Source organism: Herbiconiux liangxiaofengii (assembly GCF_041927335.1).
Classification (GTDB): domain Bacteria; phylum Actinomycetota; class Actinomycetes; order Actinomycetales; family Microbacteriaceae; genus Herbiconiux; species Herbiconiux liangxiaofengii.
The window spans coordinates 148,421-173,808 of sequence record NZ_JBHFHD010000005.1; the positions used below are offsets into that span (position 1 = coordinate 148,421).

At 65.8% G+C, this 25,388-nt stretch carries 28 protein-coding genes; 27 read left to right on the forward strand and 1 reads right to left on the reverse strand.

Annotation, left to right across the window (positions count from 1 at the left end; all coding sequences use genetic code 11):
- Positions 1-9: 9 nt before the first annotated feature.
- Complete coding sequence (locus ACEXOR_RS03020; RefSeq protein ID WP_374847915.1) at positions 10-885, reverse strand: spermidine synthase; 876 nt, start codon at positions 883-885, stop codon at positions 10-12.
- 247 nt (positions 886-1,132) lie between these two features.
- Between ACEXOR_RS03020 and rpoB the strand changes: the two genes are divergently transcribed.
- The 27 genes from rpoB to rplF all read left to right on the forward strand — a co-directional run bounded on the left by rpoB (position 1,133) and on the right by rplF (position 25,386).
- The gene (rpoB, locus tag ACEXOR_RS03025; RefSeq protein ID WP_374847916.1) at positions 1,133-4,621 is read left to right on the forward strand and encodes a DNA-directed RNA polymerase subunit beta; all 3,489 of its coding nucleotides are present in this window, start codon (positions 1,133-1,135) and stop codon (positions 4,619-4,621) included.
- Between the two features lie 42 nt (positions 4,622-4,663).
- Positions 4,664-8,542, forward strand: coding sequence for a DNA-directed RNA polymerase subunit beta' (locus ACEXOR_RS03030; RefSeq protein ID WP_374847917.1), 3,879 nt, complete (start codon positions 4,664-4,666; stop codon positions 8,540-8,542).
- 204 nt (positions 8,543-8,746) lie between these two features.
- The gene (locus tag ACEXOR_RS03035) at positions 8,747-9,892 is read left to right on the forward strand and encodes a DUF962 domain-containing protein (RefSeq protein WP_374847918.1); all 1,146 of its coding nucleotides are present in this window, start codon (positions 8,747-8,749) and stop codon (positions 9,890-9,892) included.
- A gap of 297 nt (positions 9,893-10,189) precedes the next feature.
- Complete coding sequence (gene rpsL / locus ACEXOR_RS03040; protein ID WP_056734914.1) at positions 10,190-10,564, forward strand: 30S ribosomal protein S12; 375 nt, start codon at positions 10,190-10,192, stop codon at positions 10,562-10,564.
- Positions 10,564-11,034: a 30S ribosomal protein S7 gene (gene rpsG, locus ACEXOR_RS03045; RefSeq protein ID WP_374847919.1), complete on the forward strand. Its 471-nt coding sequence runs from the start codon at positions 10,564-10,566 to the stop codon at positions 11,032-11,034. Before rpsL ends, rpsG begins: the two co-directional genes overlap by 1 nt.
- Positions 11,035-11,078: 44 nt before the next feature.
- On the forward strand, positions 11,079-13,193 hold the full coding sequence (fusA, locus tag ACEXOR_RS03050) for an elongation factor G (protein WP_374847920.1): 2,115 nt from the start codon (positions 11,079-11,081) through the stop codon (positions 13,191-13,193).
- A gap of 114 nt (positions 13,194-13,307) precedes the next feature.
- Positions 13,308-14,498, forward strand: a complete 1,191-nt coding sequence (gene tuf, locus ACEXOR_RS03055) for an elongation factor Tu (RefSeq protein ID WP_374847921.1) — start codon at positions 13,308-13,310, stop codon at positions 14,496-14,498.
- Between the two features lie 143 nt (positions 14,499-14,641).
- Complete coding sequence (locus ACEXOR_RS03060) at positions 14,642-15,163, forward strand: hypothetical protein (RefSeq protein WP_374847922.1); 522 nt, start codon at positions 14,642-14,644, stop codon at positions 15,161-15,163.
- A gap of 66 nt (positions 15,164-15,229) precedes the next feature.
- Positions 15,230-15,442: an antitoxin gene (locus ACEXOR_RS03065; RefSeq protein WP_374847923.1), complete on the forward strand. Its 213-nt coding sequence runs from the start codon at positions 15,230-15,232 to the stop codon at positions 15,440-15,442.
- 14 nt (positions 15,443-15,456) lie between these two features.
- Positions 15,457-16,428, forward strand: a complete 972-nt coding sequence (locus tag ACEXOR_RS03070) for a DNA topoisomerase IB (RefSeq protein ID WP_374847924.1) — start codon at positions 15,457-15,459, stop codon at positions 16,426-16,428.
- A 217-nt stretch (positions 16,429-16,645) separates the two neighbouring features.
- Positions 16,646-17,413, forward strand: a complete 768-nt coding sequence (locus ACEXOR_RS03075; RefSeq protein ID WP_374847925.1) for a fructosamine kinase family protein — start codon at positions 16,646-16,648, stop codon at positions 17,411-17,413.
- A 267-nt stretch (positions 17,414-17,680) separates the two neighbouring features.
- Complete coding sequence (rpsJ, locus tag ACEXOR_RS03080; protein ID WP_022895514.1) at positions 17,681-17,989, forward strand: 30S ribosomal protein S10; 309 nt, start codon at positions 17,681-17,683, stop codon at positions 17,987-17,989.
- A 23-nt stretch (positions 17,990-18,012) separates the two neighbouring features.
- A complete protein-coding gene (gene rplC / locus ACEXOR_RS03085; protein ID WP_374847926.1) occupies positions 18,013-18,669 on the forward strand; it encodes a 50S ribosomal protein L3 in 657 nt (218 codons plus the stop codon).
- 3 nt (positions 18,670-18,672) lie between these two features.
- Complete coding sequence (gene rplD, locus ACEXOR_RS03090; protein WP_374847927.1) at positions 18,673-19,332, forward strand: 50S ribosomal protein L4; 660 nt, start codon at positions 18,673-18,675, stop codon at positions 19,330-19,332.
- On the forward strand, positions 19,329-19,634 hold the full coding sequence (rplW, locus tag ACEXOR_RS03095) for a 50S ribosomal protein L23 (RefSeq protein ID WP_374847928.1): 306 nt from the start codon (positions 19,329-19,331) through the stop codon (positions 19,632-19,634). Before rplD ends, rplW begins: the two co-directional genes overlap by 4 nt.
- A gap of 26 nt (positions 19,635-19,660) precedes the next feature.
- Positions 19,661-20,500 carry a 50S ribosomal protein L2 gene (gene rplB, locus ACEXOR_RS03100; RefSeq protein WP_092547978.1) on the forward strand — a complete coding sequence of 280 codons (840 nt, stop codon included), beginning with the start codon at positions 19,661-19,663 and terminating at the stop codon, positions 20,498-20,500.
- Positions 20,501-20,512: 12 nt separating this feature from the next.
- The gene (rpsS, locus tag ACEXOR_RS03105; protein ID WP_137837176.1) at positions 20,513-20,794 is read left to right on the forward strand and encodes a 30S ribosomal protein S19; all 282 of its coding nucleotides are present in this window, start codon (positions 20,513-20,515) and stop codon (positions 20,792-20,794) included.
- Between the two features lie 27 nt (positions 20,795-20,821).
- Positions 20,822-21,217, forward strand: coding sequence for a 50S ribosomal protein L22 (rplV, locus tag ACEXOR_RS03110; RefSeq protein ID WP_374847929.1), 396 nt, complete (start codon positions 20,822-20,824; stop codon positions 21,215-21,217).
- Positions 21,217-21,981, forward strand: a complete 765-nt coding sequence (gene rpsC / locus ACEXOR_RS03115; protein WP_290806346.1) for a 30S ribosomal protein S3 — start codon at positions 21,217-21,219, stop codon at positions 21,979-21,981. The genes rplV and rpsC overlap by 1 nt, the downstream gene beginning before the upstream one ends.
- Before the next feature lie 2 nt (positions 21,982-21,983).
- The gene (gene rplP / locus ACEXOR_RS03120) at positions 21,984-22,403 is read left to right on the forward strand and encodes a 50S ribosomal protein L16 (protein ID WP_374847930.1); all 420 of its coding nucleotides are present in this window, start codon (positions 21,984-21,986) and stop codon (positions 22,401-22,403) included.
- A complete protein-coding gene (gene rpmC, locus ACEXOR_RS03125; protein ID WP_374847931.1) occupies positions 22,403-22,720 on the forward strand; it encodes a 50S ribosomal protein L29 in 318 nt (105 codons plus the stop codon). The genes rplP and rpmC overlap by 1 nt, the downstream gene beginning before the upstream one ends.
- On the forward strand, positions 22,720-23,043 hold the full coding sequence (gene rpsQ, locus ACEXOR_RS03130; RefSeq protein WP_374847932.1) for a 30S ribosomal protein S17: 324 nt from the start codon (positions 22,720-22,722) through the stop codon (positions 23,041-23,043). Before rpmC ends, rpsQ begins: the two co-directional genes overlap by 1 nt.
- 1 nt (position 23,044) lies before the next feature.
- Positions 23,045-23,413 (forward strand): 50S ribosomal protein L14, encoded by a 369-nt coding sequence (gene rplN, locus ACEXOR_RS03135; RefSeq protein ID WP_137837171.1) that lies wholly within the window; start codon positions 23,045-23,047, stop codon positions 23,411-23,413.
- Positions 23,414-23,415: 2 nt separating this feature from the next.
- Entirely contained in the window at positions 23,416-23,775 is a 360-nt protein-coding gene (rplX, locus tag ACEXOR_RS03140; protein ID WP_374847933.1) for a 50S ribosomal protein L24, read from the forward strand.
- Positions 23,775-24,368: a 50S ribosomal protein L5 gene (rplE, locus tag ACEXOR_RS03145; protein ID WP_374847934.1), complete on the forward strand. Its 594-nt coding sequence runs from the start codon at positions 23,775-23,777 to the stop codon at positions 24,366-24,368. Before rplX ends, rplE begins: the two co-directional genes overlap by 1 nt.
- A 76-nt stretch (positions 24,369-24,444) precedes the next feature.
- The gene (gene rpsH / locus ACEXOR_RS03150; protein ID WP_374847935.1) at positions 24,445-24,843 is read left to right on the forward strand and encodes a 30S ribosomal protein S8; all 399 of its coding nucleotides are present in this window, start codon (positions 24,445-24,447) and stop codon (positions 24,841-24,843) included.
- Positions 24,844-24,849: 6 nt separating this feature from the next.
- Positions 24,850-25,386: a 50S ribosomal protein L6 gene (gene rplF, locus ACEXOR_RS03155; RefSeq protein WP_374847936.1), complete on the forward strand. Its 537-nt coding sequence runs from the start codon at positions 24,850-24,852 to the stop codon at positions 25,384-25,386.
- Positions 25,387-25,388: the final 2 nt, after the last annotated feature.

Consider the following 25,388-nt stretch of genomic DNA (forward strand, 5'->3'; position numbering starts at 1 on the left):
GACGACCTCCTAGTCGTCCATCCTCTTCCGGTCGACCTGGAAAATGCTCCGAGCCGGCGCCGGGGACTTCACGGCGGTCTGGTCGGTGGTCACGGCCGCGCCCGCCGTGAACTGCCTGAGCTCGGTGCCGGTGACCACCTTGGCGGGCACCGGGTCGCTCGCCACGAGCCGCGGCATCCGTTCGAACGGCAGCGGGGAATTCGACGCGAACGCCACCACGTTGCCGAACCGGCGGGCCTTGAGCATCTGCGGGTCGGCCACGATCGCGACGTCGGCGAACACCTGCCCGAGCGTCGCCGCCTGACTGCGGGCGAAGGCGAGTCCGGCGCCGTCGGCGATGTTCACCGCCACGACGCCGCGCGGCGCGAGCAGAGACGCGACCGCCGTGTAGAACTCGACGCTCGTCACATGGGCCGGCGTGCGGGCGCCGGCGAACACGTCCACCACCACGAGGTCGGTGCTGCCCCGGAGCCCCGGCGGCAGCTTCTCCAGCACGGCGCGGGCGTCGCCGTGCCGCACCCGGATGCTGGCGCCCTTGGGCAGAGGGAGCTGCTCGCGCACGAACGCCACCAGCTCGCTGTCGATCTCCACCACCTGCTGCCGCGAGCCCGGCCGAGTGGCCTCCACGTAGCGGGGGAGGGTGAAGGCGCCGCCGCCGAGGTGCACCGCGGTGATGGGTTCGCCGGGGGCCGCGACCAGATCGACGCCGTGCCCGATCCGCCGCACGTACTCGAACGAGAGGTAGGTCGGATCGTCGAGATCCACGTGCGACTGCGGCGTGCCGTCGACGATCAGCACTTTCGACCCGGTGCGGAACCGGTCGTCCTCGATGGTGGCGAGCAGTCCGTCGGACAGCCGCACGGACGGGTTCTCACGATTCTTCACGCGTTATACCTGAGAAACCCAAACTGGTCAAGAATTCGACTGGACAGGCGTGTCGACAGCGCCTATAGTGGATCTTTGCGCTCCCAGAACAACCATGCCTTCATATTGTGGTCGGCAGCTGCGTGTTCCACATGCAGCAACACTCTAGAACCAAATGGCGGGTTCAGACCATGTCTGCGGAGTTTTCTCGACACCACATCGACCGTATGTAACGCAAGACCCGACGGGGTCCACGGAGGTTATTTCCTTGGCTGCTGCGCGCAACGCAACCACCACTACACCCAAGAACGGTCGGGCCGCATCGCGGCTCTCGTTCGCCAAGATCACCGACACCCTGACGGTTCCCGATCTGCTCGCTCTGCAGACCGAGAGCTTCGACTGGCTGGTCGGAAACGACGTGTGGAAGGCACGCGTCGCCGAAGCCAAAGAGGCCGGTCGTCAAGACCTGCCGAGCCACTCGGGCCTCGAGGAGATCTTCGAGGAGATCTCACCCATCGAAGACCTCGGTGAGACCATGCAGCTCAGCTTCACGAGCCCGTTCCTCGAGCCCGAGAAGTACACCATCGACGAGTGCAAGGAGCGCGGCAAGACCTACGCCGCTCCGCTCTACGTCGAGGCCGAGTTCATGAACCACCAGACCGGTGAGATCAAGACCCAGACGGTCTTCATGGGCGACTTCCCGCTGATGACCGAGCGCGGCACCTTCATCATCAACGGCACCGAGCGTGTCGTCGTGTCGCAGCTCGTCCGCAGCCCCGGCGTGTACTTCGAGCGCACCCCCGAGAAGACGTCCGACAAGGACATCTACTCCGCTCGCGTCATCCCGAGCCGTGGCGCCTGGCTCGAGTTCGAGATCGACAAGCGCGACCAGGTCGGCGTGCGCATCGACCGCAAGCGCAAGCAGTCGGTCACCGTGTTTCTCAAGGCCCTCGGCCTCACCTCCGAGGAGATCCTCGAGGAGTTCAAGGGCTACGCCTCGATCGAGGCCACCCTGGAGAAGGACTCGATCCTCACCAAGGAAGAGGCCCTGAAGGACATCTACCGCAAGCTCCGCCCGGGCGAGCAGGTGGCCGCAGAGGCTGCCCGCGCGCTGCTGGACAACTTCTACTTCAACCCCAAGCGCTACGACCTGGCGAAGGTCGGTCGCTACAAGATCAACCGCAAGCTGGGCATCGACGCGCCGCTGTCCGACTCCGTGCTCACCACGCAGGACATCATCGCGACCATCAAGTACCTGGTGGCCCTGCACGACAACCGCACCACCCTCGACGGTGTGCGCGATTCCAAGCCGGTCGAGATCCGTCTCGACGTCGATGACATCGACCACTTCGGCAACCGCCGCATCCGTGCGGTCGGCGAGCTCATCCAGAACCAGGTCCGCACGGGTCTGTCGCGGATGGAGCGCGTGGTGCGCGAGCGCATGACCACACAGGACATCGAGGCCATCACCCCGCAGACCCTGATCAACGTGCGCCCCGTCGTCGCCGCGATCAAGGAGTTCTTCGGAACCTCGCAGCTCAGCCAGTTCATGGACCAGAACAACCCCCTCGCGGGCCTGACGCACAAGCGTCGACTCTCCGCGCTGGGCCCGGGTGGTCTGAGCCGTGAGCGTGCCGGCGTCGAGGTGCGAGACGTGCACCCCTCGCACTACGGTCGCATGTGCCCCATCGAGACCCCGGAAGGCCCGAACATCGGCCTGATCGGCTCGCTGGCGTCGTTCGCCCGCATCAACTCCTTCGGTTTCATCGAGACCCCGTACCGTCGCGTCGTCGACGGTGTGGTCACGGCGAACATCGACTACCTCACGGCTTCTGAGGAGGACGAGTACATCGTCGCCCAGGCCAACGCGCCCCTCACGGCCGACGCCACGTTCGCCGAGAACCGCGTGCTCGCCCGTAAGAAGGGCGGCGAGGTCGACCTGTTCCCCGCCGAAGACATCGGCTACATGGATGTCTCGCCCCGCCAGATGGTGTCGGTCGCCACGTCGCTCATCCCGTTCCTCGAGCACGACGACGCGAACCGCGCGCTCATGGGCGCGAACATGCAGCGTCAGGCCGTCCCGCTGCTGCGCAGCGAGTCGCCGCTGGTGGGTACCGGTATGGAGGGCTTCGCGGCCATCGATGCCGGAGACGTCGTCACCGCCGGCCGTGCCGGTGTCGTGCAGGAGGTCTCGGCCGACGCCGTGACCGTGCAGCTCGACGAGGGCGGCGCCGACACGTACTACCTGCGCAAGTTCGACCGCTCGAACCAGGGCACGTCGTACAACAACCGCGTCATCGTCTCCGAGGGTGAGCGCATCGAGGCCGGTCAGGTCATCGCGGATGGCCCGGCCACCGAGAACGGCGAGCTGGCACTGGGCAAGAACCTCCTCGTGGCGTTCATGCCGTGGGAGGGTCACAACTTCGAAGACGCGATCATCCTCAGCCAGAACCTGGTGAAGGACGACGTGCTCTCCTCGATCCACATCGAGGAGTACGAGGTCGACGCCCGCGACACCAAGCTCGGCAAGGAGGAGATCACCCGTGACCTCCCCAACGTGAGCCCGGAGCTGCTGGCCGACCTCGACGAGCGCGGCATCATCCGCATCGGTGCCGAGGTCCGTCCTGGCGACATCCTGGTGGGCAAGGTCACGCCGAAGGGCGAGACCGAGCTCAGCGCCGAGGAGCGCCTGCTGCGCGCGATCTTCAACGAGAAGAGCCGCGAGGTGCGCGACACGAGCCTCAAGGTGCCTCACGGTGAAGAGGGCACGATCATCGCGGTCAAGGAGTTCTCGGCCGAGAACGACGACGAGCTCGGCTCGGGCGTCAACCAGCGCGTCGTGGTCTACATCGCCCAGAAGCGCAAGATCACCGCGGGCGACAAGCTCGCCGGCCGTCACGGCAACAAGGGCGTCATCTCGAAGATCCTCCCGGTCGAGGACATGCCCTTCCTCGCTGACGGAACTCCGGTCGACATCGTCCTGAACCCGATGGGCATCCCCGGTCGCATGAACTTCGGCCAGGTGCTCGAGACGCACCTCGGCTGGATCGCGAAGCAGGGCTGGCAGGTCGACGGCAAGCCGAAGTGGGCCGCGAGCCTTCCGGAGCAGGCCCGTTCGGCTGCTCCCGGCACCAAGGTCGCCACCCCGGTGTTCGACGGTGCGTCGGAGGAGGAGATCGCAGGTCTGCTCGACTCGACCACCCTCACCCGCGACGGAGAGCGTCTGATCGGCTCCTCGGGTAAGACGCAGCTCTTCGACGGCCGCTCCGGCGAGCCGTACCCGGAGCCCGTCTCGGTCGGCTACATGTACATCCTGAAGCTGCACCACCTCGTCGACGACAAGATCCACGCCCGTTCGACCGGTCCGTACTCCATGATCACGCAGCAGCCGCTGGGTGGTAAGGCGCAGTTCGGTGGACAGCGCTTCGGTGAGATGGAGGTGTGGGCTCTCGAGGCCTACGGTGCCGCGTACGCGCTGCAGGAGCTCCTGACCATCAAGTCCGACGACATCCTCGGCCGCGTGAAGGTGTACGAGGCCATCGTCAAGGGCGAGAACATCCAGGAGCCGGGCATTCCCGAGAGCTTCAAGGTGCTCATCAAGGAGATGCAGTCGCTGTGCCTGAACGTCGAGGTGCTCTCGGCAGACGGCACCGCGGTCAGCCTCCGCGACACGGACGACGAGGTCTTCCGTGCTGCAGAAGAGCTCGGCATCAACATCTCCAGCCGCTTCGAGTCGTCGTCCATCGACGACATCTGAGCCGGCAACCACTAGAAGACTTTTTCCAGGAGAGAAGGAAAATTGCTCGACGTAACAACTTTTGATGAGCTGCGGATCGGCCTCGCAACGGCCGACGACATCCGCAAGTGGTCGCACGGTGAGGTCAAGAAGCCCGAGACCATCAACTACCGCACGCTGAAGCCCGAGAAGGACGGCCTCTTCGGAGAGCAGATCTTCGGGCCGAGCCGTGACTGGGAGTGTTCCTGCGGCAAGTACAAGCGAGTCCGGTTCAAGGGCATCGTCTGCGAGCGCTGCGGCGTGGAGGTCACCAAGTCCTCCGTGCGTCGTGAGCGCATGGGCCACATCGAGCTCGCCGCCCCGGTCACGCACATCTGGTACTTCAAGGGCGTTCCCTCGCGCTTGGGCTACCTGCTCGACATGGCGCCGAAAGACCTCGAGAAGGTCATCTACTTCGCTGCGTACATGATCATCTCGGTCGACGAAGACGGCCGTCACGCCGACATGCCGGGCCTCGAGAACGAGCTCCGGCTCGAGATCAAGACCCTGTCCGACCAGCGCGACGCCCGCATCGCCGAGCGCCTGCAGCGTCTCGAGACCGACCTCGCCGAGCTCGAGAACGAGGGCGCCAAGGCCGATCAGAAGCGCCGCACGAAGGATGGCGCCGAGAAGGAGATGTCGCAGGCCCGCAAGGCCTACGACGACCAGATCGCCCAGCTCGAGCGCGTGTGGGAAGACTTCCGCAACCTCAAGGTCGGCGAGCTCAAGCCCGAAGACGCGATCTTCCACGAGCTCCAGGACCGCTACGGCATGTACTTCGAGGCCTACATGGGCGCCGAGGCCATCAAGAAGCGGCTCGAGGCGTTCGACCTCGAGACCGAGGGCGAGAACCTGCGCCTGCAGATCGCCGAGGGCAAGGGTCAGAAGAAGATCCGCGCCATCAAGCGCCTGCGCGTCGTGAGCTCCTTCCTGGCCACCGGCAACTCGCCGGCCGCCATGGTGCTCGACGTGGTGCCGGTCATCCCGCCGGAGCTGCGCCCGATGGTGCAGCTCGACGGTGGCCGCTTCGCCACCAGCGACCTGAACGACCTCTACCGTCGTGTGATCAACCGCAACAACCGTCTCCGTCGTCTGCTCGATCTCGGTGCCCCCGAGATCATCGTCAACAACGAGAAGCGGATGCTGCAGGAGGCCGTCGACGCACTGTTCGACAACGGTCGCCGTGGTCGTCCGGTCACGGGTACCGGCAACCGCGCCCTGAAGTCCCTGAGCGACATGCTCAAGGGAAAGCAGGGTCGTTTCCGCCAGAACCTGCTCGGCAAGCGCGTGGACTACTCGGGCCGTTCGGTCATCATCGTCGGTCCGCAGCTGAAGCTGCACCAGTGCGGTCTGCCCAAGCAGATGGCGCTGGAGCTGTTCAAGCCGTTCGTGATCAAGCGCCTGATCGACCTGAGCCACGCTCAGAACATCAAGGCTGCGAAGCGCATGGTCGAGCGCAGCCGTCCCCAGGTGTGGGACGTGCTGGAGGAGATCATCCGCGAGCGCCCCGTGCTGCTCAACCGCGCACCAACGCTGCACCGACTCGGCATCCAGGCCTTCGAGCCCCAGCTGGTCGAGGGCAAGGCGATCCAGCTGCACCCGCTCGTCTGCGCCGCGTTCAACGCGGACTTCGACGGTGACCAGATGGCCGTCCACCTGCCGCTGTCGGTCGAGGCCCAGGCCGAGGCCCGCATCCTGATGCTCGCGTCGAACAACATCCTGAAGCCGTCGGATGGCCGCCCGGTCACCCTGCCGACCCAGGACATGATCATCGGTCTGCACCACCTGACCACGATCAAGGAAGGCGCCGTCGGCGAGGGCCGCGCGTTCTCGTCGATCGCCGAGGCGATCCTCGCGTTCGACCAGAAGTCGCTCGACCTGAACGCCAACGTGAAGATCCGTCTCAACGACGTGTACTTCCACGAGAACGAGGCCCCCGAGGGCTACGTCGACGGCCCCGTGCTGGTCGACATCTCACTCGGTCGCGCCCTGTTCAATGAGGCCCTCCCGGCCGACTACCCGCTCACGCGGGCCGTCGCCGACAAGGGGATGCTCTCCGGGATCGTCAACGACCTCGCGGAGCGCTACCCCAAGGTGGAGGTCGCCGCGTCGCTGGACCGCATCAAGGACGCCGGGTTCTACTGGGCCACCCGCTCGGGTGTCACGGTCGCTCTCTCCGACATCCTGACCCCGCCGAACAAGCGGGAGATCGTGGCGGGCTACGAGAAGCAGGCCGCCAAGGTGCAGGGCCAGTTCGAGAAGGGTCTGACCACCGACCTCGAGCGTCGCCAGGAGCTCATCCAGATCTGGACGAAGGCCACGGAGGAGGTTGCGCAGGCGATGCGTGCCAACTTCCCGTCGGACAACACCATCAACCGCATGGTGTCCTCCGGTGCCCGTGGTAACTGGCTGCAGATCCGTAACATCGCGGGTATGCGAGGCCTGGTGAACAACCCGAAGGGTGAGATCATCCCTCGTCCGATCATCTCCTCGTACCGCGAGGGATTGTCGGTGGCGGAGTACTTCATCGCGACGCACGGTGCCCGTAAGGGTCTGGCCGACACGGCGCTCCGTACTGCCGACTCGGGCTACCTGACCCGTCGACTCGTCGACGTGTCGCAGGACGTCATCATCCGCGAGCCCGACTGCGGCACCTCGCGCGGTCTCGACCTGCCGATCGCGAACGAGGGCGCCGACGGCGTCTGGACCCGCGACGACAACGTCGAGAACTCGGTCTACGCCCGTTCGCTCGCCGCCGACGCGGTGAACGAGCAGGGCGAGGTCGTGGCCGAGGCCGGAGACGACGTCGGAGACGTGCTGATCGACAAGCTGGTCGCTGCCGGCGTGCGCAACATCAAGGTGCGCTCGGTGCTGACCTGCGAGTCGGCCGTCGGTGTGTGTGCTGCCTGCTACGGCCGCTCGCTCGCCACCGGCAAGCTCGTCGACATCGGAGAGGCCGTCGGCATCATCGCGGCCCAGTCGATCGGTGAGCCCGGCACGCAGCTGACGATGCGTACCTTCCACACCGGTGGTTCCGCATCCGCTGACGACATCACCCAGGGTCTGCCCCGCGTGCAGGAGCTCTTCGAGGCCCGTACCCCCAAGGGTGCGTCGCCGATCGTCGAGGCCGCCGGCCGCGTCACGATCGAAGACACCGACCGCAGCCGCAAGGTGATCCTCACGCCCGACAACGGCGACGAGCCGATCGCCTACCCGGTGCTGAAGCGTGCCACCCTCCTCATCGAGGACGGGCAGCACGTGGAGCTCGGTCAGCAGCTCATCGTGGGCGCCGTCGACCCGAAGGAAGTCCTCCGGGTCAAGGGCGTGCGCGAGGTGCAGAAGCACCTCGTGGGCGGTGTGCAGGGCGTCTACCGCTCGCAGGGTGTGCCGATCCACGACAAGCACATCGAGGTCATCGTGCGCCAGATGCTGCGCAAGGTCACCGTGGTGGAGCACAGCGACACCGACCTGCTCCCGGGTGAGCTGGTCGACCGGCTGCGCTACACCGAGGTGAACCGTGCTGCGGTCGCCGAGGGCAAGAAGCCGGCATCGGCTCGCCAGGAGGTCATGGGTATCACCAAGGCGTCCCTCGCGACCGAGTCGTGGCTGTCGGCCGCGTCGTTCCAGGAGACCACGCGTGTCCTCACGCAGGCCGCCATGGAGGGCAAGTCCGACCCGCTGGTGGGCCTGAAGGAGAACGTGATCATCGGAAAGCTGATCCCGGCCGGTACCGGTCTCCAGAAGTACCGCAACGTCACCGTCGAGGCGACCGAAGAGGCCAAGGCCGAGCGCTACCCGAACCGCATCTTCACGGATGACTCGGTGTTCTCGGAGGCCGACCTCTCGTTCGTCGACTTCGACAGCTTCTCCAGCGACGACTACACCCCGGGCACCTACAACTAAGGTCCCCGATCACGCCGAAGGGCCTCCCACCGTCACCGGTGGGGGGCCCTTCGCCGTTTCCGGCGGCCACGCCGACGCATCCGGAATCGATCGGCGGGCGCGCCTGACCCCTTCCGGGGTGCGACGCAGCCGCGTTGGTAGTGTGGCGCCTGCGCTGCATTCTCTGTGCTGCGCGGTGGCCGCAGGGCCGGGAGGAGTTGCGCTATGAGCACCGACGATCGTGAAGACGGCAAGCCGGAGTTCCCCGCGCGCGACGACGCCCAGGGCGCCGGCCAGGGGGCAGAGGCTGCACCGCCTCTGCCCGAGTTCCCGGGCTGGCAGGCTCCGGCGGGCGACACGGATGCGGCAAAGACCGGCGCGCCCGCTCACGAGCCCGTCCAGCCCCGGGTAGACCCCTCCGAGCGGCCAGAGCCCCGGGTCGAGATCCCCGAGCCCATCCAGATGCCGGCCGCCGAGCGCGTCTCTCACACCGACCAGCCCGTCCGCTCGGATGCGCGGCCCACGGCCGACACCGGCGCCGGGCGCGACGCCATCGGCGGACCTTACGTGGTCACCGACCCGGCAACGCCGGCGGCCGGACGATCGGCCGACGACGCAGGCCGCACCCCGTACCCCGCCGCCGCCTTCGTACCGGCCGCCGCATCGTCGGGGCCGGCCTCCGCTGCGGGTCAGCCCGCCTCGCCGTCGGCGGGATCGACCCCTGCTCCCGCCTCGGTGAGCGACGACTACCCGCCCTACCAGCCCGTGCCGCAGCCGATCTCGGCACCCCTGCCGCCCCAGCCGAAGGGCAACCGCGGCTTCGGTTCGCTGATCGCCGTGCTCGGCACCATCGTGTTCGCCGCGGTCTACGCCGTCGTGTCGTTCTTCGTGATCGGCGCCAACCTCACGGGCGAGGCCGCGGTCTCCGCGTTCCTGCAGTTCCTGGCCACTGCCGCGTTCATCGTGCCGGTCGTCGTCTTCGCGCTCGCGCTCGTCCTGATCGTGCTCATCGTCAACCGGGCCGGGTGGTGGGCGTACGTCCTGGGTGGTTTCGTCGTCGCCGTGCTGGTGTACTTCGCCGGCATCGCGGGTGCACTCATCCACGTGCAGGCCTGGAACTGGCAGCCGCAGGAGCAGTATGACTTCGTGCGCTCGCTGACCATGGATCCGCTGACGCTGGCCGGCGCCATCGTGGCCCGCGAGGCCTCGATCTGGACGGGCGCGTGGATCGCCGTGCGCGGGCGCCGCGTGAAGGCACGTAACGCGGCGGCCCGCGCGGAGTTCGACCGAGCACGCGAGCAGGAGCAGCGCGGAGCGGTCGAGGGGGAGTCGTCCCGCGGTGAGCCTTCGGCTCCCATCACGAACTGGTAGTATCTCCAGGTCCGCGTTGCCGGTCGTCGAGCAGATGCTCGGGGGCATTTGACCCACAGGGGTCAAGAGGCTAGAATTTTCCGGGTGTGTGCATACTTGCATGCCCAGATTTTCGAGCGAAGCAGGGCCGCAAGGCCCCCACTGCTCTTCCAACCAGCGATATCAGAGCCATTTTGTACCGCCGGTGGATCCAGACGACTCCGACACGCCAGTCCTGGCGGGTGCGGATCGTGAACGAACGGGTGCGGATGTCCGTGCCCGGCAGACACTGAGCGTTACGAATACAAGGAGCAAGTAGTGCCAACCATTCAGCAGTTGGTCCGCAAGGGTCGCACCCCGAAGGTCACCAAGACCAAGGCGCCCGCCCTCAAGGCCAACCCCCAGCAGCGCGGCGTGTGCACCCGTGTGTACACCACCACCCCCAAGAAGCCGAACTCCGCGCTTCGCAAGGTCGCCCGCGTCAAGCTGTCGAACGGCACCGAGGTCACCGCGTACATCCCCGGCGAGGGCCACAACCTGCAGGAGCACTCGATGGTGCTCGTGCGCGGCGGTCGTGTGAAAGACCTCCCCGGTGTTCGCTACAAGATCATCCGCGGCGCGCTCGACACGCAGGCCGTGAAGAACCGCAAGCAGGCTCGCAGCCGTTACGGCGCGAAGATGGAGAAGAAGTAATGCCTCGCAAGGGTCCCGCCCCGAAGCGTCCCGTTGTCGCCGATCCGGTCTACGGCGCGCAGATCGTCAGCCAGCTGGTCAACAAGATCCTCCTCGATGGCAAGAAGGCCACCGCTGAGCGCATCGTGTACGACGCCCTCGCCGGCGTCTCCGCCAAGAACAGCCAGGACGCCGTGGTCACCTTGAAGAAGGCCCTCGACAACGTGCGCCCCACGCTCGAGGTCCGCAGCCGCCGCGTCGGTGGCTCCACCTACCAGGTGCCCATCGAGGTCAAGCCTCACCGCGCCAACACGCTGGCGCTGCGCTGGCTCACCACCTACGCCAAGGGCCGTCGCGAGAAGACGATGACCGAGCGTCTCACCAACGAGATCCTCGACGCGTCGAACGGTCTGGGCGCCGCGGTCAAGCGCCGCGAAGACACCCACAAGATGGCCGAGTCGAACAAGGCCTTCGCGCACTACCGCTGGTAACCGTTCGCCCCCTCTTTTCCACTCCAACCAACCGGAGGCAATCTGTGGCACAGGACGTGCTCACCGACCTGAACAAGGTCCGCAACATCGGCATCATGGCTCACATCGATGCCGGCAAGACCACCACCACCGAGCGCATCCTGTTCTACACGGGCATCACCCACAAGATCGGTGAGGTGCACGACGGCGCCGCCACGATGGACTGGATGGCTCAGGAGCAGGAGCGCGGCATCACGATCACGTCGGCCGCGACGACCTGCTTCTGGAACAAGAACCAGATCAACATCATCGACACCCCCGGTCACGTCGACTTCACCGTCGAGGTGGAGCGTTCGCTCCGAGTGCTCGACGGTGCCGTCGCGGTGTTCGACGGCAAGGAGGGCGTGGAGCCCCAGTCGGAGACCGTGTGGCGTCAGGCCGACAAGTACGACGTGCCCCGCATCTGCTTCGTCAACAAGATGGACAAGCTGGGCGCCGACTTCTACTTCACGGTCGACACCATCATCAACCGCCTCGGCGCCAAGCCGCTGGTGCTCCAGCTCCCGATCGGTGCGGAGTCCTCGTTCGAGGGCGTCGTCGACCTGGTCGAGATGCGTGCGCTCACCTGGCGCGGTGACTCCAAGGGTGACGTCCAGATGGGCGCCAAGTACGAGATCGAGGAGATCCCGGCCGACCTCAAGGAGAAGGCCGACGAGTACCGTCAGGTGCTCCTCGAGACCGTCGCCGAGACCGACGACGCTCTGCTGGAGAAGTTCTTCGGTGGCGAGGAGCTGACCGTCGCCGAGATCAAGGGCGCGATCCGCAAGCTCACCGTCAACAGCGAGATCTACCCGGTGCTCTGCGGCTCGGCGTTCAAGAACCGCGGCGTGCAGCCCATGCTCGACGCCGTGGTCGACTACCTGCCCTCCCCGCTGGATGTTCCCGCGACCGAAGGTCACGACATCCGCGACGAGGAGATCGTCGTCGAGCGTCACCCCGACCCGAAGGACCCGTTCGCGGCTCTCGCGTTCAAGGTCGCGGTTCACCCCTTCTTCGGTCGTCTGACCTACATCCGCGTGTACTCGGGTCACCTCGATTCCGGCGGCCAGGTCATGAACTCGACCAAGGGCAAGAAGGAGCGCATCGGCAAGATCTTCCAGATGCACTCCAACAAGGAGAACCCCGTCGACTCGGTCACCGCCGGTCACATCTACGCGGTCATCGGCCTGAAGGACACCACCACCGGTGACACCCTGTCCGACCCGTCGAACCAGATCGTGCTCGAGTCGATGACCTTCCCGGAGCCCGTGATCGAGGTCGCGATCGAGCCGAAGACGAAGGCCGACCAGGAGAAGCTGGGTGTCGCCATCCAGAAGCTCGCTGAAGAAGACCCGACCTTCCGCACGGAGCAGAACCAGGAGACCGGTCAGACGGTCATCAAGGGAATGGGCGAGCTCCACCTCGACATCCTGGTCGACCGCATGAAGCGCGAGTTCAACGTCGAGGCCAACGTGGGCAAGCCCCAGGTGGCCTACCGCGAGACCATCCGCAAGACGGTCGAGCGCTACGACTACACGCACAAGAAGCAGACCGGTGGTTCGGGTCAGTTCGCGAAGATCCAGATCGCGATCGAGCCCCTCGAGGTCACGGCCGACACGGTGTACGAGTTCGTGAACAAGGTCACCGGTGGCCGCATCCCGCGTGAGTACATCCCGTCGGTCGACGCCGGAATCCAGGATGCCCTCCAGGTCGGCGTGCTCGCCGGCTACCCGATGGTCGGCGTGAAGGCGCTGCTGCTCGACGGTGCATCGCACGACGTCGACTCCTCGGAGATGGCGTTCAAGATCGCCGGCTCGATGGCCTTCAAGGAAGCGGCCCGCAAGGCCAGCCCCGTGCTGCTCGAGCCGCTGATGGCCGTGGAGGTGCGCACCCCTGAGGAATACATGGGTGACGTCATCGGCGACCTGAACTCGCGTCGTGGCCAGATCCAGTCGATGGAGGACGCCCAGGGCGTCAAGGTCGTCCGTGCACACGTGCCGCTGTCGGAGATGTTCGGCTACATCGGTGACCTGAGGTCGAAGACCTCGGGCCGTGCCGTGTACTCGATGACGTTCGAGAGCTACGCCGAGGTCCCGAAGGCTGTGGCCGACGAGATCATCCAGAAGAACAAGGGCGAATAGCACCCTCGTTCTGCGGGCCTCGTAGGTTCGCGTAAAATATCAACACACCCCCGCCCTGCTCCGGCTGCAATCCAGCATCCGTGAGTCGGGCATGAGAGTCCTGAGGAGGACCTAGTGGCTAAGGCCAAGTTCGAGCGGACCAAGCCGCACGTCAACATCGGAACGATCGGTCACGTTGACCACGGTAAGACCACCCTTACCGCGGCCATCTCGAAGGTCCTGGCGGACAAGTTCCCGTCGGCGACCAACGTTCAGCGCGACTTCGCGTCGATCGACTCCGCTCCTGAGGAGCGCCAGCGCGGCATCACGATCAACATCTCCCACGTCGAGTACGAGACGCCCAAGCGTCACTACGCTCACGTCGATGCTCCCGGTCACGCTGACTACATCAAGAACATGATCACCGGTGCGGCTCAGATGGACGGCGCGATCCTCGTGGTCGCCGCCACCGACGGCCCCATGGCTCAGACCCGCGAGCACGTGCTGCTCGCGAAGCAGGTCGGCGTGCCGTACCTGCTGGTCGCCCTCAACAAGGCCGACATGGTCGACGACGAGGAGATCCTGGAGCTCGTCGAGCTCGAGGTGCGCGAGCTGCTCGCCGGCCAGAACTTCGACGAGGACGCTCCTGTCGTGCGCGTCTCCGGCCTGAAGGCCCTCGAGGGTGACGAGAAGTGGACCCAGTCCATCCTCGACCTCATGGATGCCGTGGACGAGTCGATCCCCGACCCCATCCGCGACAAGGACAAGCCGTTCCTGATGCCGATCGAGGACGTCTTCACGATCACCGGTCGTGGAACCGTCGTCACGGGCCGCGCCGAGCGTGGCACCCTCGCGATCAACTCCGAGGTCGAGATCGTCGGCATCCGCCCGACGCAGAAGACCACGGTCACCGGTATCGAGATGTTCCACAAGCAGCTCGACGAGGCCTGGGCCGGCGAGAACTGTGGTCTGCTGCTCCGCGGTACCAAGCGCGAGGACGTCGAGCGCGGTCAGGTCGTCGTCAAGCCGGGTTCGGTCACGCCGCACACCGACTTCGAGGGCACCGCGTACATCCTGTCGAAGGATGAGGGTGGGCGTCACAACCCCTTCTACACGAACTACCGCCCGCAGTTCTACTTCCGCACCACCGACGTCACCGGCGTCATCACGCTGCCCGAGGGCACCGAGATGGTCATGCCCGGCGACACCACCGACATCACGGTCGCGCTGATCCAGCCGATCGCGATGGAAGAGGGCCTCGGCTTCGCGATCCGTGAGGGTGGCCGCACCGTCGGTGCCGGTACCGTCACCAAGATCAACAAGTAACACCCCGTTTCACCAGAAGGGCCGCGCCTCAGGGCGCGGCCCTTCTGCGTTCACCGACGCAGGCCCCGCGCACCCCCAGAATCCACATGAGCTAAGCTCAGAATGTGAATTCCTCTGTTGATCTGTCAGCGATGCGGGCTGCGGTGGCGGTTGCCGCAAAGCTGACCGACGACTACTCGGGAGACCCGTGCGTGCATCTCGACGGGGTGATCGTGGGGTTGCGGGCGTCCGGCGCAGATCCGCGGCTGCTCATCGACGCCCTCGTCATCAGGGGTCAGTACTTCGCCGAACAGAACTCACGGCGGTGCCTCGTCGATCTGGAGGAGGCCCTGGACGTGGTCAGGCAGATCGACGACGGCTGGTTGCTCGCCTGCGTGCTGGAGCAGTACTCCCAGGTCTTCTGGTCGATGGGGCTCTTCACGTCGGCGACCGACTTCGCCACTCAGGCATCGGCAGCCTTCGAGTCAGCGGGTGATGTCTACCGCTCCGGCCTGAACGGCTATTTCGCCGCTCGCCTCAAGGGAGTTCGCGGGCCTTACTCCGGCGAGCGTCGCGAATATGAGGCGATCCTCGAGAAGGTGCGCGATCACCCCATGTTCGTCAGATTCGTGCTCGCGTCGATGCCTCCGCGGGACTCCCCGGGGGAGCGCGACGCCGCGGAGTGAACGAGCCCTCGACAAAGACGCAGCACAACCGTTGTCACGGAGGGTACGCCGGGCCAAAGTGAACGTATGGCTGGGTTCGATGACATCACGCGCAAGGCGAAGGCTCTTCTCGACGACGAGAAGGTCAAGCAGGCTCTCAAGAGCGAGAAGGCCGAGGAGGTCAGCGACAAGCTCCTCGACGGGATCGCAGGCACCGCCAAGAAGATCACCGGTGGCAAGCACGACGCCAAGATCGACGAGGCGCGCAACAAGGCCGACGGGTCCGTCGGCGACCGCTGAACGTCGGCGCAACCATGTCACGGCTTCGCCGGTCCGACTCGTCGGGCCGCGGCATCCGTCGCGTGAAAGCCGGGCGCGGGTTCACCTACCGTGATCACCGCGGTGAGACCGTCACCGATCCCGAGCTCAGAGCGCGGATCGAGCACCTCGCCATTCCGCCCGCGTGGACGGACGTCTGGATCGCACCGTACGACAACGGCCACATCCAGGCCACCGGAGTCGACGGCGCCGGGCGCCGCCAGTACATCTACCACCCCACCTGGCGTGAGCAGAAAGACCGCATCAAGTACGACCGGTCGCTCGCTCTGGCCGAATCGCTGCCCGCGGCCCGCCGGATGGTGACGATCGACCTCCGCTCAGAGGGTTTCGGCAAGAACCGCATCCTCGCGGCCGGTTTCCGGATGCTCGACACCGGTTCGCTGCGAGTGGGCAGCGAACGGTACGCCCAGAAGCACGGCAGCCACGGACTCACGACCCTGCTCTGCGCGCACGCCAGCACCCGCGGTGACACGGTGCATCTCTCATTCCCGGGCAAGAGCCATCAGGAGTGGGATTCCGACATCAGCGACGCCGACCTCGCCGCCCTGGTGCGCCTGCTGAAGCGACGCGGCCCGAACGCCCGACTGCTGGCCTGGAAGGACGATCATCGCCGGTGGCATCCCGTCACCGCCGAGGAGATCAACGCCTACGTGCGGGAGCGCACCGGGGGCGACTTCACTGCGAAGGACTTCCGCACCCTGCACGGCACCGCCGCGGCCGCGGTGAGCCTTGCGCGCTCGGGCCCCCAGCCCACCAAGACCGCGCGGTCGAAGGCGCTCGTGCGGGCGATGCGCGACGCATCCGTCGTTCTCGGCAACACCCCGTCGATCGCGAAGAAGAGCTACGTCGACCCCCGTGTGGTCGATCTCTACACCGAGGGAACCACCATCGACCCGGCTCGGCTGTCATCGGCCGAGACCCAGCTGCGAACCCTGCTGTTCGAGTGACCCACCCACCGCCGCGGCCGTAAGTCAAGACTTGTGTTCGTGGGGGAGAGGCGCAGAATGGGGGCACTCGTTCTCATGGGAGGCCCGCCGCCAGACGGTGCGAACAGAGCTCGGCCGGGAGTGGCCAGCGTAGTGATACGTCTGGGCCCCGGGCTCTCCCATGAGAACGTCTCCCGGGCGACATGCGCCCGAAACGATCGCGACGTAGCGTGGAAGGGTGTTCACCAAGTCCGATCCTCTCGCGGCCGACGGCTTCTTCGAGGCTGAGGCAGCGGGCCTGGCCTGGTTGGCGGAGGCCGGCGGAGTGCCCTGCGTGCAGGTGCGATCGGTGGAGCCGGGGCGGATCTCGCTGGAGGAGTTGCGTGAGACGCGGCCGAGCCGTGAGGCGGCGGCGCGGTTCGGGGAGCAGCTCGCCCGCACCCACCACGCCGGTGCACGCGCCTTCGGGTCGCCGCCCGACGGCTGGCCAGGGCCGTGCTTCATCGGCCGCCGGACCATGTCGGTGCGCGAGTACGACTCCTGGAGTGCGTTCTACCCCGCTGAGCGGGTGCTGCCCTATGCGGAGCAGGCGGTCGCGCGCGGCAATCTCTCCGCCGACGGCTTCCAACTGGTCAAGCGTGTCTGCGAGCTGATCACCACCGGGATCTTCGACGACGGCACGCCACCCTCGAGGCTCCACGGCGACCTCTGGTCGGGCAACGTGATGTGGACGCCGACCGGCGTCGTGCTGATCGACCCGGCCGCCCACGGCGGCCACCGTGAGACCGACCTGGCGATGCTGCATCTGTTCGGCGCCCCGTTCCTCGACGACATCGTCTGGGGCTACCAGGAGGTCTCTCCACTGGCCGACGGGTGGAGGCGGCGGCTCGCGCTGCACCAGCTCTACCCTCTCGCGGTGCACGCGGTGGGGCACGGACCCTCGTACGGAGACGAGCTCGAGCGGGCCTGTGGCGCCGTGCTGCAGCTGGGGGCCGGAACCGCGTGATCATGCGCGACACGCCCGGGTTGCATACAGGCTCCGGATGTGGCAAACTCGTCTAGTTCAACATTTCGGGCCGCCATGCGCGGTCTTGATCACTGTTTTGGCAGTGCATAGCCCTCGAGGTTAGGCCGCAGGCAGCAGAACGAAGCTTAACCGCAACCCCATCTCCTCGCTCAGGTGAGCTGTGTGTGCGCGCGGTGCTTGATAGCAAAACAGAGGGCGTCCAATGCAGTCGAGGCTGTACGACGCGAGACAGAGAGAGAGTCACACATGGCGGGACAGAAGATCCGCATTCGACTTAAGTCGTATGACCACGAGGTCATCGACACCTCGGCGCGCAAGATCGTCGACACGGTCACGCGCGCAGGAGCCACCGTCGTCGGCCCCGTGCCGCTGCCCACCGAGAAGAACGTGGTGGCGGTCATCCGCTCGCCCCACAAGTACAAGGACAGCCGCGAGCACTTCGAGATGCGCACCCACAAGCGCCTCATCGACATCATCGACCCGACGCCGAAGGCCGTCGACTCGCTCATGCGTCTCGACCTCCCCGCCGACGTCAACATCGAGATCAAGCTCTGAGCGGGAAGGACCAGTAACTCATCATGGCAACCACCGCTAAGACGTCCAAGGGCCTCCTCGGCAAGAAGCTCGGCATGACCCAGGTCTGGGACGAGAACAACCGTCTCGTGCCCGTGACCGTCGTCGAGATCTCGCCGAACGTCGTCACCCAGATCCGCACCCCCGAGAAGGACGGCTACTCGGCCGTCCAGATCGCCGCCGGTCAGATCGACCCCCGCAAGGTCAACAAGCCTTCGGCCGGTCACTTCGAGGCAGCCGGCGTCACGCCGCGCCGCCACCTCACCGAGGTCCGCACCGCGGATGCCGCTGAGTACACCATCGGCCAGGAGCTCACCGCAGAGGGCACCTTCGAAGCCGGCCAGAAGGTCGACGTCGTGGGCACCTCCAAGGGCAAGGGCTTCGCCGGTGTCATGAAGCGCCACAACTTCAAGGGTGTCTCCGCTTCGCACGGTTCGCACCGCAACCACCGCAAGCCCGGCTCGATCGGTGCGTCGTCGACGCCCAGCCGAGTCTTCAAGGGCATGCGCATGGCCGGCCGCATGGGTGGCGAGCGCGTCACCGTGCTCAACCTCGTCGTGCACTCGGTCGACGCCGAGAAGGGCCTGCTGCTGGTCAAGGGCGCCGTTCCCGGTGCCAAGGGCCGTCTCGTTTTCGTTCGCAACGCAGTGAAGGGGGCGTAGTTCATGGCTACCGCAACTAACACGCTCGATGTCCTCGACGTCGCCGGCAAGAAGTCCGGTTCCGTCGAGCTGCCCGCCGAGATCTTCGACGTGCAGACCAACATCCCGCTCATCCACCAGGTCGTCGTCGCGCAGCTCGCCGCCGCACGCCAGGGCACGCACAAGACCAAGGGTCGTGGCGAGGTCTCCGGTGCCGGTCGCAAGCCGTTCAAGCAGAAGGGAACCGGTCGCGCTCGTCAGGGCTCGATCCGTGCTCCCCAGATGACCGGCGGTGGCATCGTCCACGGACCGGTGCCCCGCAACTACTCGCAGCGCACCCCCAAGAAGATGATCGCCGCTGCTCTGCTCGGCGCTCTCTCCGACCGCGCACGCGGTGGCCGTCTGCACGTCGTCGAGTCGCTCGCCCAGGGCGAGACCCCCTCGACCAAGGCCGTCAACGAGTTCCTCGCAACCGTCGCCACCTCCAAGCACGTCCTCATCGTGCTCGAGCGCGACGACGTGCTGAGCCTCCGCAGCGTCCGCAACATCCCGACCGTTCACGTGCTGCCTGCAGACCAGCTGAACGCCTACGACGTTCTCGTCTCCGACGACATCGTCTTCACGAAGGGCGCCTTCGACGGCTTCGTCGCCGCGAAGACCAAGCAGGAAGAGGTTTCCGCATGAGCAACGCCGCGTTCAACAAAGACCCGCGCGACATCATCATCTCGCCGGTCGTCTCCGAGAAGAGCTACGGCCTGATCGACCAGGGCAAGTACACCTTCGTGGTCGATCCCCGCTCGAACAAGACCGAGATCAAGCTCGCCATCGAGAAGATCTTCAACGTGGAGGTCGCTTCGATCAACACCTTGAACCGCACCGGCAAGACGCGTCGCACCAAGTTCGGCCAGGGCAAGCGCAAGGACACCAAGCGCGCCATCGTCACGCTGAAGTCCGGCTCCATCGACATCTTCACGGTCGTCGGCTAGGCCCGGGAAGCTAGAGGAAAAGACACATGGCTATTCGCAAGTACAAGCCCACGACTCCGGGCCGCCGCGGTTCGTCCGTCGCGGACTTCGCAGAGATCACCCGCTCGACGCCTGAGAAGTCGCTGCTCCGCCCGCTGTCCAAGACCGGTGGCCGCAACAACCAGGGCCGCATCACGACCCGTCACATCGGTGGTGGCCACAAGCGCCAGTACCGCGTCATCGACTTCCGTCGCAATGACAAAGACGGCGTGAACGCCAAGGTCGCTCACATCGAGTACGACCCCAACCGCACGGCTCGCATCGCGCTGCTGCACTTCGTCGACGGCACGAAGCGCTACATCCTGGCTCCGAACAAGCTCGCCCAGGGCGACATCGTCGAGTCCGGCGCCGGCGCCGACATCAAGCCCGGCAACAACCTGCCGCTGCGCAACATACCCACCGGTACCGTCATCCACGCCATCGAGCTGAAGCCGGGCGGCGGCGCCAAGATGGCCCGCTCCGCCGGAGCCTCCGTTCGTCTCGTGGCGAAGGACGGCCCCTACGCCCAGCTGCGTCTGCCCTCGGGCGAGATCCGCAACGTGGATGCGCGCTGCCGCGCCACGATCGGCGAGGTCGGCAACGCCGAGCAGTCGAACATCAACTGGGGCAAGGCCGGCCGTAACCGCTGGAAGGGCATCCGCCCGACCGTGCGTGGTGTCGCCATGAACCCGGTCGACCACCCGCACGGTGGTGGTGAGGGCAAGACCTCCGGTGGACGTCACCCGGTCAGCCCCTGGGGTCAGGCAGAGGGCCGCACCCGTCACCCCAACAAGGAAAGCGACAAGCTCATCGTGCGTCGCCGGACCGTCGGCAAGAAGCGTAAGTAGGAGTCTTAGAAAATGCCACGCAGTCTCAAAAAGGGCCCCTTCGTCGACGACCACCTGTACCGCAAGGTCGTCACGGCGAATGAAGCCGGTTCCAAGAACGTCATCAAGACCTGGTCGCGCCGATCCATGATCATCCCCGCGTTCCTCGGTCACACGATCGCCGTCCACGACGGTCGCAAGCACATCCCGGTGTTCATCACCGAGACCATGGTGGGTCACAAGCTGGGCGAGTTCGCCCCGACCCGCACCTTCCGTGGCCACGTGAAGGACGACAAGAAGGGCCGTCGCCGCTAACCGCGGCGACGTGAAGGAGGAAGAGAAATGGTGGAGTCGATCGCACGCGTGCGTCACATCCGCGTCACCCCCATGAAGGCCCGTCGTGTCGTCAACCTGATTCGCGGTCGTCAGGCCGTCGAGGCCCTGGCCATCCTGAAGTTCGCCCCCCAGGGCGCTTCGGAGCCGGTGTACAAGCTGGTCGCCTCGGCGATCGCGAACGCCCGGGTCAAGGCAGACGCCGCGAACAGCTACCTGGACGAGCAGGACCTCGTCGTGGCGAAGGCTTTCGTCGACGAGGGCACCACGCTCAAGCGCTTCCAGCCCCGTGCTCAGGGACGCGCGTTCCGCATCAACAAGCGCACGAGCCACATCACGATCGTGCTGGCGACCCCTGACGAGGTCGCTTCGATCGAGGGCGCGAGCAAGAAGGCGAGCAAGTAATGGGCCAGAAAGTCAATCCGTACGGCTTCCGCCTCGGAATCACCACCGACCACGTGTCGCGCTGGTTCTCGGACAGCACGAAGAAGGGTCAGCGTTACAGCGACTATGTCGCCGAAGACGTGAAGATCCGCAACCTGCTGAAGACCAGCCTCGACCGTGCGGGCGTCGCCCGCATCGAGATCGAGCGCACCCGTGACCGAGTCCGCGTCGACATCCACACCGCCCGTCCGGGCATCGTGATCGGTCGTCGTGGCGCCGAGGCCGAGCGCATCCGCTCCGACCTCGAGAAGCTCACCGGCAAGCAGATCCAGCTGAACATCCTCGAGGTCAAGAACCCCGAGGCCGAGGCTCAGCTCGTCGCGCAGGGCATCGCCGAGCAGCTCACTGCTCGTGTGGCGTTCCGCCGTGCGATGCGCAAGGGTCTGCAGGGCGCTCAGCGCGCCGGCGCCAAGGGTGTCCGCATCCAGGTGTCGGGCCGTCTGGGCGGCGCCGAGATGAGCCGTTCCGAGTTCTACCGCGAGGGCCGCGTGCCGCTGCACACCCTCCGCGCCAACATCGACTACGGCTTCTACGAGGCCAAGACGACGTTCGGCCGCATCGGCGTGAAGGTCTGGATCTACAAGGGCGACATCACCAACAAGGAGCTCGCCCGCGAGCAGGCCAACCAGAAGTCGTCGCGCCCCGAGCGTGGCGACCGTGACCGTCCGCGCCGTAACTCCGCCCCCAAGGCGGACGCTCCGGTCGCAGCAGGAGTTGAGGCGTAACAATGCTTATCCCCCGTCGAGTCAAGCACCGCAAGCAGCACCACCCGGGTCGCAGTGGCCACGCCACCGGTGGCACCAAGGTGAGCTTCGGTGAGTACGGCATCCAGGCCATCACCCCCGCGTACGTGACCAACCGTCAGATCGAGTCCGCTCGTATCGCGATGACCCGTCACATCAAGCGTGGTGGAAAGGTGTGGATCAACATCTACCCCGACCGCCCGCTCACCAAGAAGCCGGCTGAAACCCGCATGGGTTCCGGTAAGGGCTCGCCCGAGTGGTGGGTCGCGAACGTCAAGCCGGGTCGCGTGCTGTTCGAGCTGAGCGGGGTCCCCGAGACCGTCGCTCGCGAGGCACTCACCCGTGCAATCCACAAGCTGCCTCTCAAGGCACGCATCATCAAGCGCGAGGAGGGCGACGCGTAATGGCGATCGGTTCCAAGGAGCTCGCCCCGGCGGAGCTCGACACATTCGAAGATTCTCGACTTCTCGAGGAGCTTCGCAAGGCCAAGGAAGAGCTGTTCAACCTGCGCTTCCAGTCCGCGACCGGGCAGCTCGAAAGCCACGGCCGCCTGCGTGCCGTGAAGCGCGACATCTCGCGCATCTACACGGTCATCCGCGAGCGGGAGCTGGGCATCCGTGCCACTCCCGCCCCCGTCGAGGCTCCGGCCAAGACGACCAAGAAGTCCAAGAAGGCAGCCGAGGCCGAGGCCCCCGTTGCAGACGCTGAGGAGGCGAAGTAATGGCTAAGACCGAAGAGAAGGTCGTCGCGGCCGGCCACGAGTCGTCCTCGCACGATGTCAAGGACGAGGCGGCCCGGGGTTATCGCAAGGCTCGTCGCGGCTACGTCGTCAGCGACAAGATGGACAAGACCATCGTCGTCGAGGTCGAGGACCGCGTGAAGCACCCCCTGTACGGCAAGGTCATCCGCCGCACCTCCAAGGTGAAGGCGCACGACGAGACGAACAGCGCCGGCATCGGCGACCTCGTGCTCATCAACGAGACCCGTCCGCTGAGCGCCACCAAGCGCTGGCGTCTGGTCGAGATCCTGGAGAAGGCGAAGTAACATGCTGCAGCAAGAATCACGAGTCAAGGTCGCCGACAACACCGGCGCCAAGGAGCTCCTGACGATTCGTGTGCTCGGTGGATCCGGCCGTCGCTACGCCGGTCTCGGCGATGTCATCGTCGCGACCGTCAAGGACGCCATCCCCGGCGGCAACGTCAAGAAGGGCGATGTGGTCAAGGCCGTCATCGTGCGCACCGTCAAGTCGACCCGTCGTCCCGACGGCTCCTACATCAAGTTCGACGAGAACGCCGCCGTCATCCTGAAGAACGACGGAGACCCCCGTGGTACCCGCATCTTCGGACCGGTCGGCCGTGAGCTTCGTGACAAGAAGTTCATGAAGATCATCTCGCTGGCCCCGGAGGTCATTTAGTCATGGCAAAGATCAAGAAGGGTGACCTGGTTCAGGTCATCTCAGGCGCAACTCAGGCCCGCGGCGGAGACCGCGGCAAGCAGGGGCGTGTCATCGAGGTGTTCGTCGAGCGCAACCGCGTCGTCGTCGAGGGTGTGAACCTGGTCACCAAGCACGTTCGCGTCGGTCAGACGCAGCGGGGCACGAAGACCGGTGGCATCGAGACCATGGAGGCGCCGATCCACGTGTCGAACGTCGCCCTGGTCGACCCCGAGACCAAGAAGCCGACCCGCGTCGGCCACCGCAACGAAGAAGTCACGAAGGACGGCGTCACCAAGACGGTCCGCGTTCGTTACGCGAAGAAGTCAGGAAAAGACCTCTGATGAGCACCGAGACTGCCGCGCCCGCTGGCAAAATCCAGCCGCGCCTGAAGCAGAAGTACAAGAGCGAGATCGTCGATCAGCTCACCAAGGACTTCGGTTTCACGAATGTCCACCAGGTCCCCGGCCTGGTGAAGATCGTCGTGAACACCGGTGTCGGCGAGGCCGCCCGTGACGGCAAGGTCATCGACGGCGCCGTGAAGGACCTCACCGCGATCACCGGTCAGAAGCCGCAGGTCACGAAGGCTCGCAAGTCGATCGCGCAGTTCAAGCTGCGTGAGGGCCAGCCCATCGGCGCCCACGTCACCCTCCGTGGTGACCGCGCCTGGGAGTTCCTGGACCGCCTGCTCTCGCTCGCGCTTCCCCGTATCCGCGACTTCCGCGGCCTGTCGGACAAGCAGTTCGACGGCCGTGGGAACTACACCTTCGGTCTCGAGGAGCAGTCGATGTTCCACGAGATCGACCAGGACAAGATCGATCGCGTGCGTGGCTTCGACATCACCGTCGTCACGACCGCGAAGACCGACGACGAGGGTCGCGCGCTGCTCAAGGCGCTCGGGTTCCCGTTCAAGTCGAACGACTCGGCCTCCAACTAAGCACCATCAACCCACGACGACCCAGGTCGGCATCCTCGTAAAGGGTGTCGAAACCAGGCGCGAAAGGCAACACATAATGACAATGACAGATCCGGTCGCAGACATGCTGACCAGACTGCGCAACGCGAACTCGGCACACCACGACACCGTGTCGATGCCGCATTCGAAGCTCAAGTCGCACATCGCCGAGATCCTCAAGTCCGAGGGTTACATCGCGAGCTGGGACGTCTCGGACGCCAAGGTGGGCCAGACGCTCACCCTGGGTCTGAAGTTCGGCCCCAACCGCGAGCGCTCCATCGCGGGCATCAAGCGCGTGTCGAAGCCCGGCCTCCGTGTCTACGCGAAGTCGACCGAGATCCCCACCGTCCTCGGTGGCCTCGGCGTCGCCATCCTGTCCACCTCCTCGGGACTCCTCACGGACCGCCAGGCGAGCAAGAAGGGCGTGGGTGGGGAAGTCCTCGCCTACGTGTGGTAACCGACAATGTCTCGTATCGGACGTCTTCCCATCGACATCCCCGCCGGCGTCACCGTCTCCATCGACGGCCAGCAGGTTGCAGTCAAGGGCCCCAAGGGTGAGCTCGCGCTCACCATCAAGGCCCCCATCGCGGCCACGGTCGAGGAGAACCAGGTTCTCGTCACCCGTCCGGATGACGAGCGCGAGTCGCGCTCGCTCCACGGCCTCACCCGTACCCTCATCGCGAACCAGATCATCGGCGTCACCACGGGCTACACCAAGAGCCTCGAGGTCGTCGGAACCGGTTACCGCGTCGCCGCCAAGGGCAGCGGCGTCGAGTTCGCCCTCGGGTACTCGCACCCCATCGCCGTCGAGCCGCCCGCGGGCATCACGTTCACGGTCGAGGGCAACAACAAGCTCACGGTGAACGGCATCGACAAGCAGGCCGTCGGTGAGGTCGCCGCCAACATTCGCAAGCTGCGCAAGCCCGAGCCCTACAAGGGCAAGGGTGTGCGTTACGCCGGCGAGGTCGTTCGCCGCAAGGCCGGAAAGAGTGGTAAGTAGAC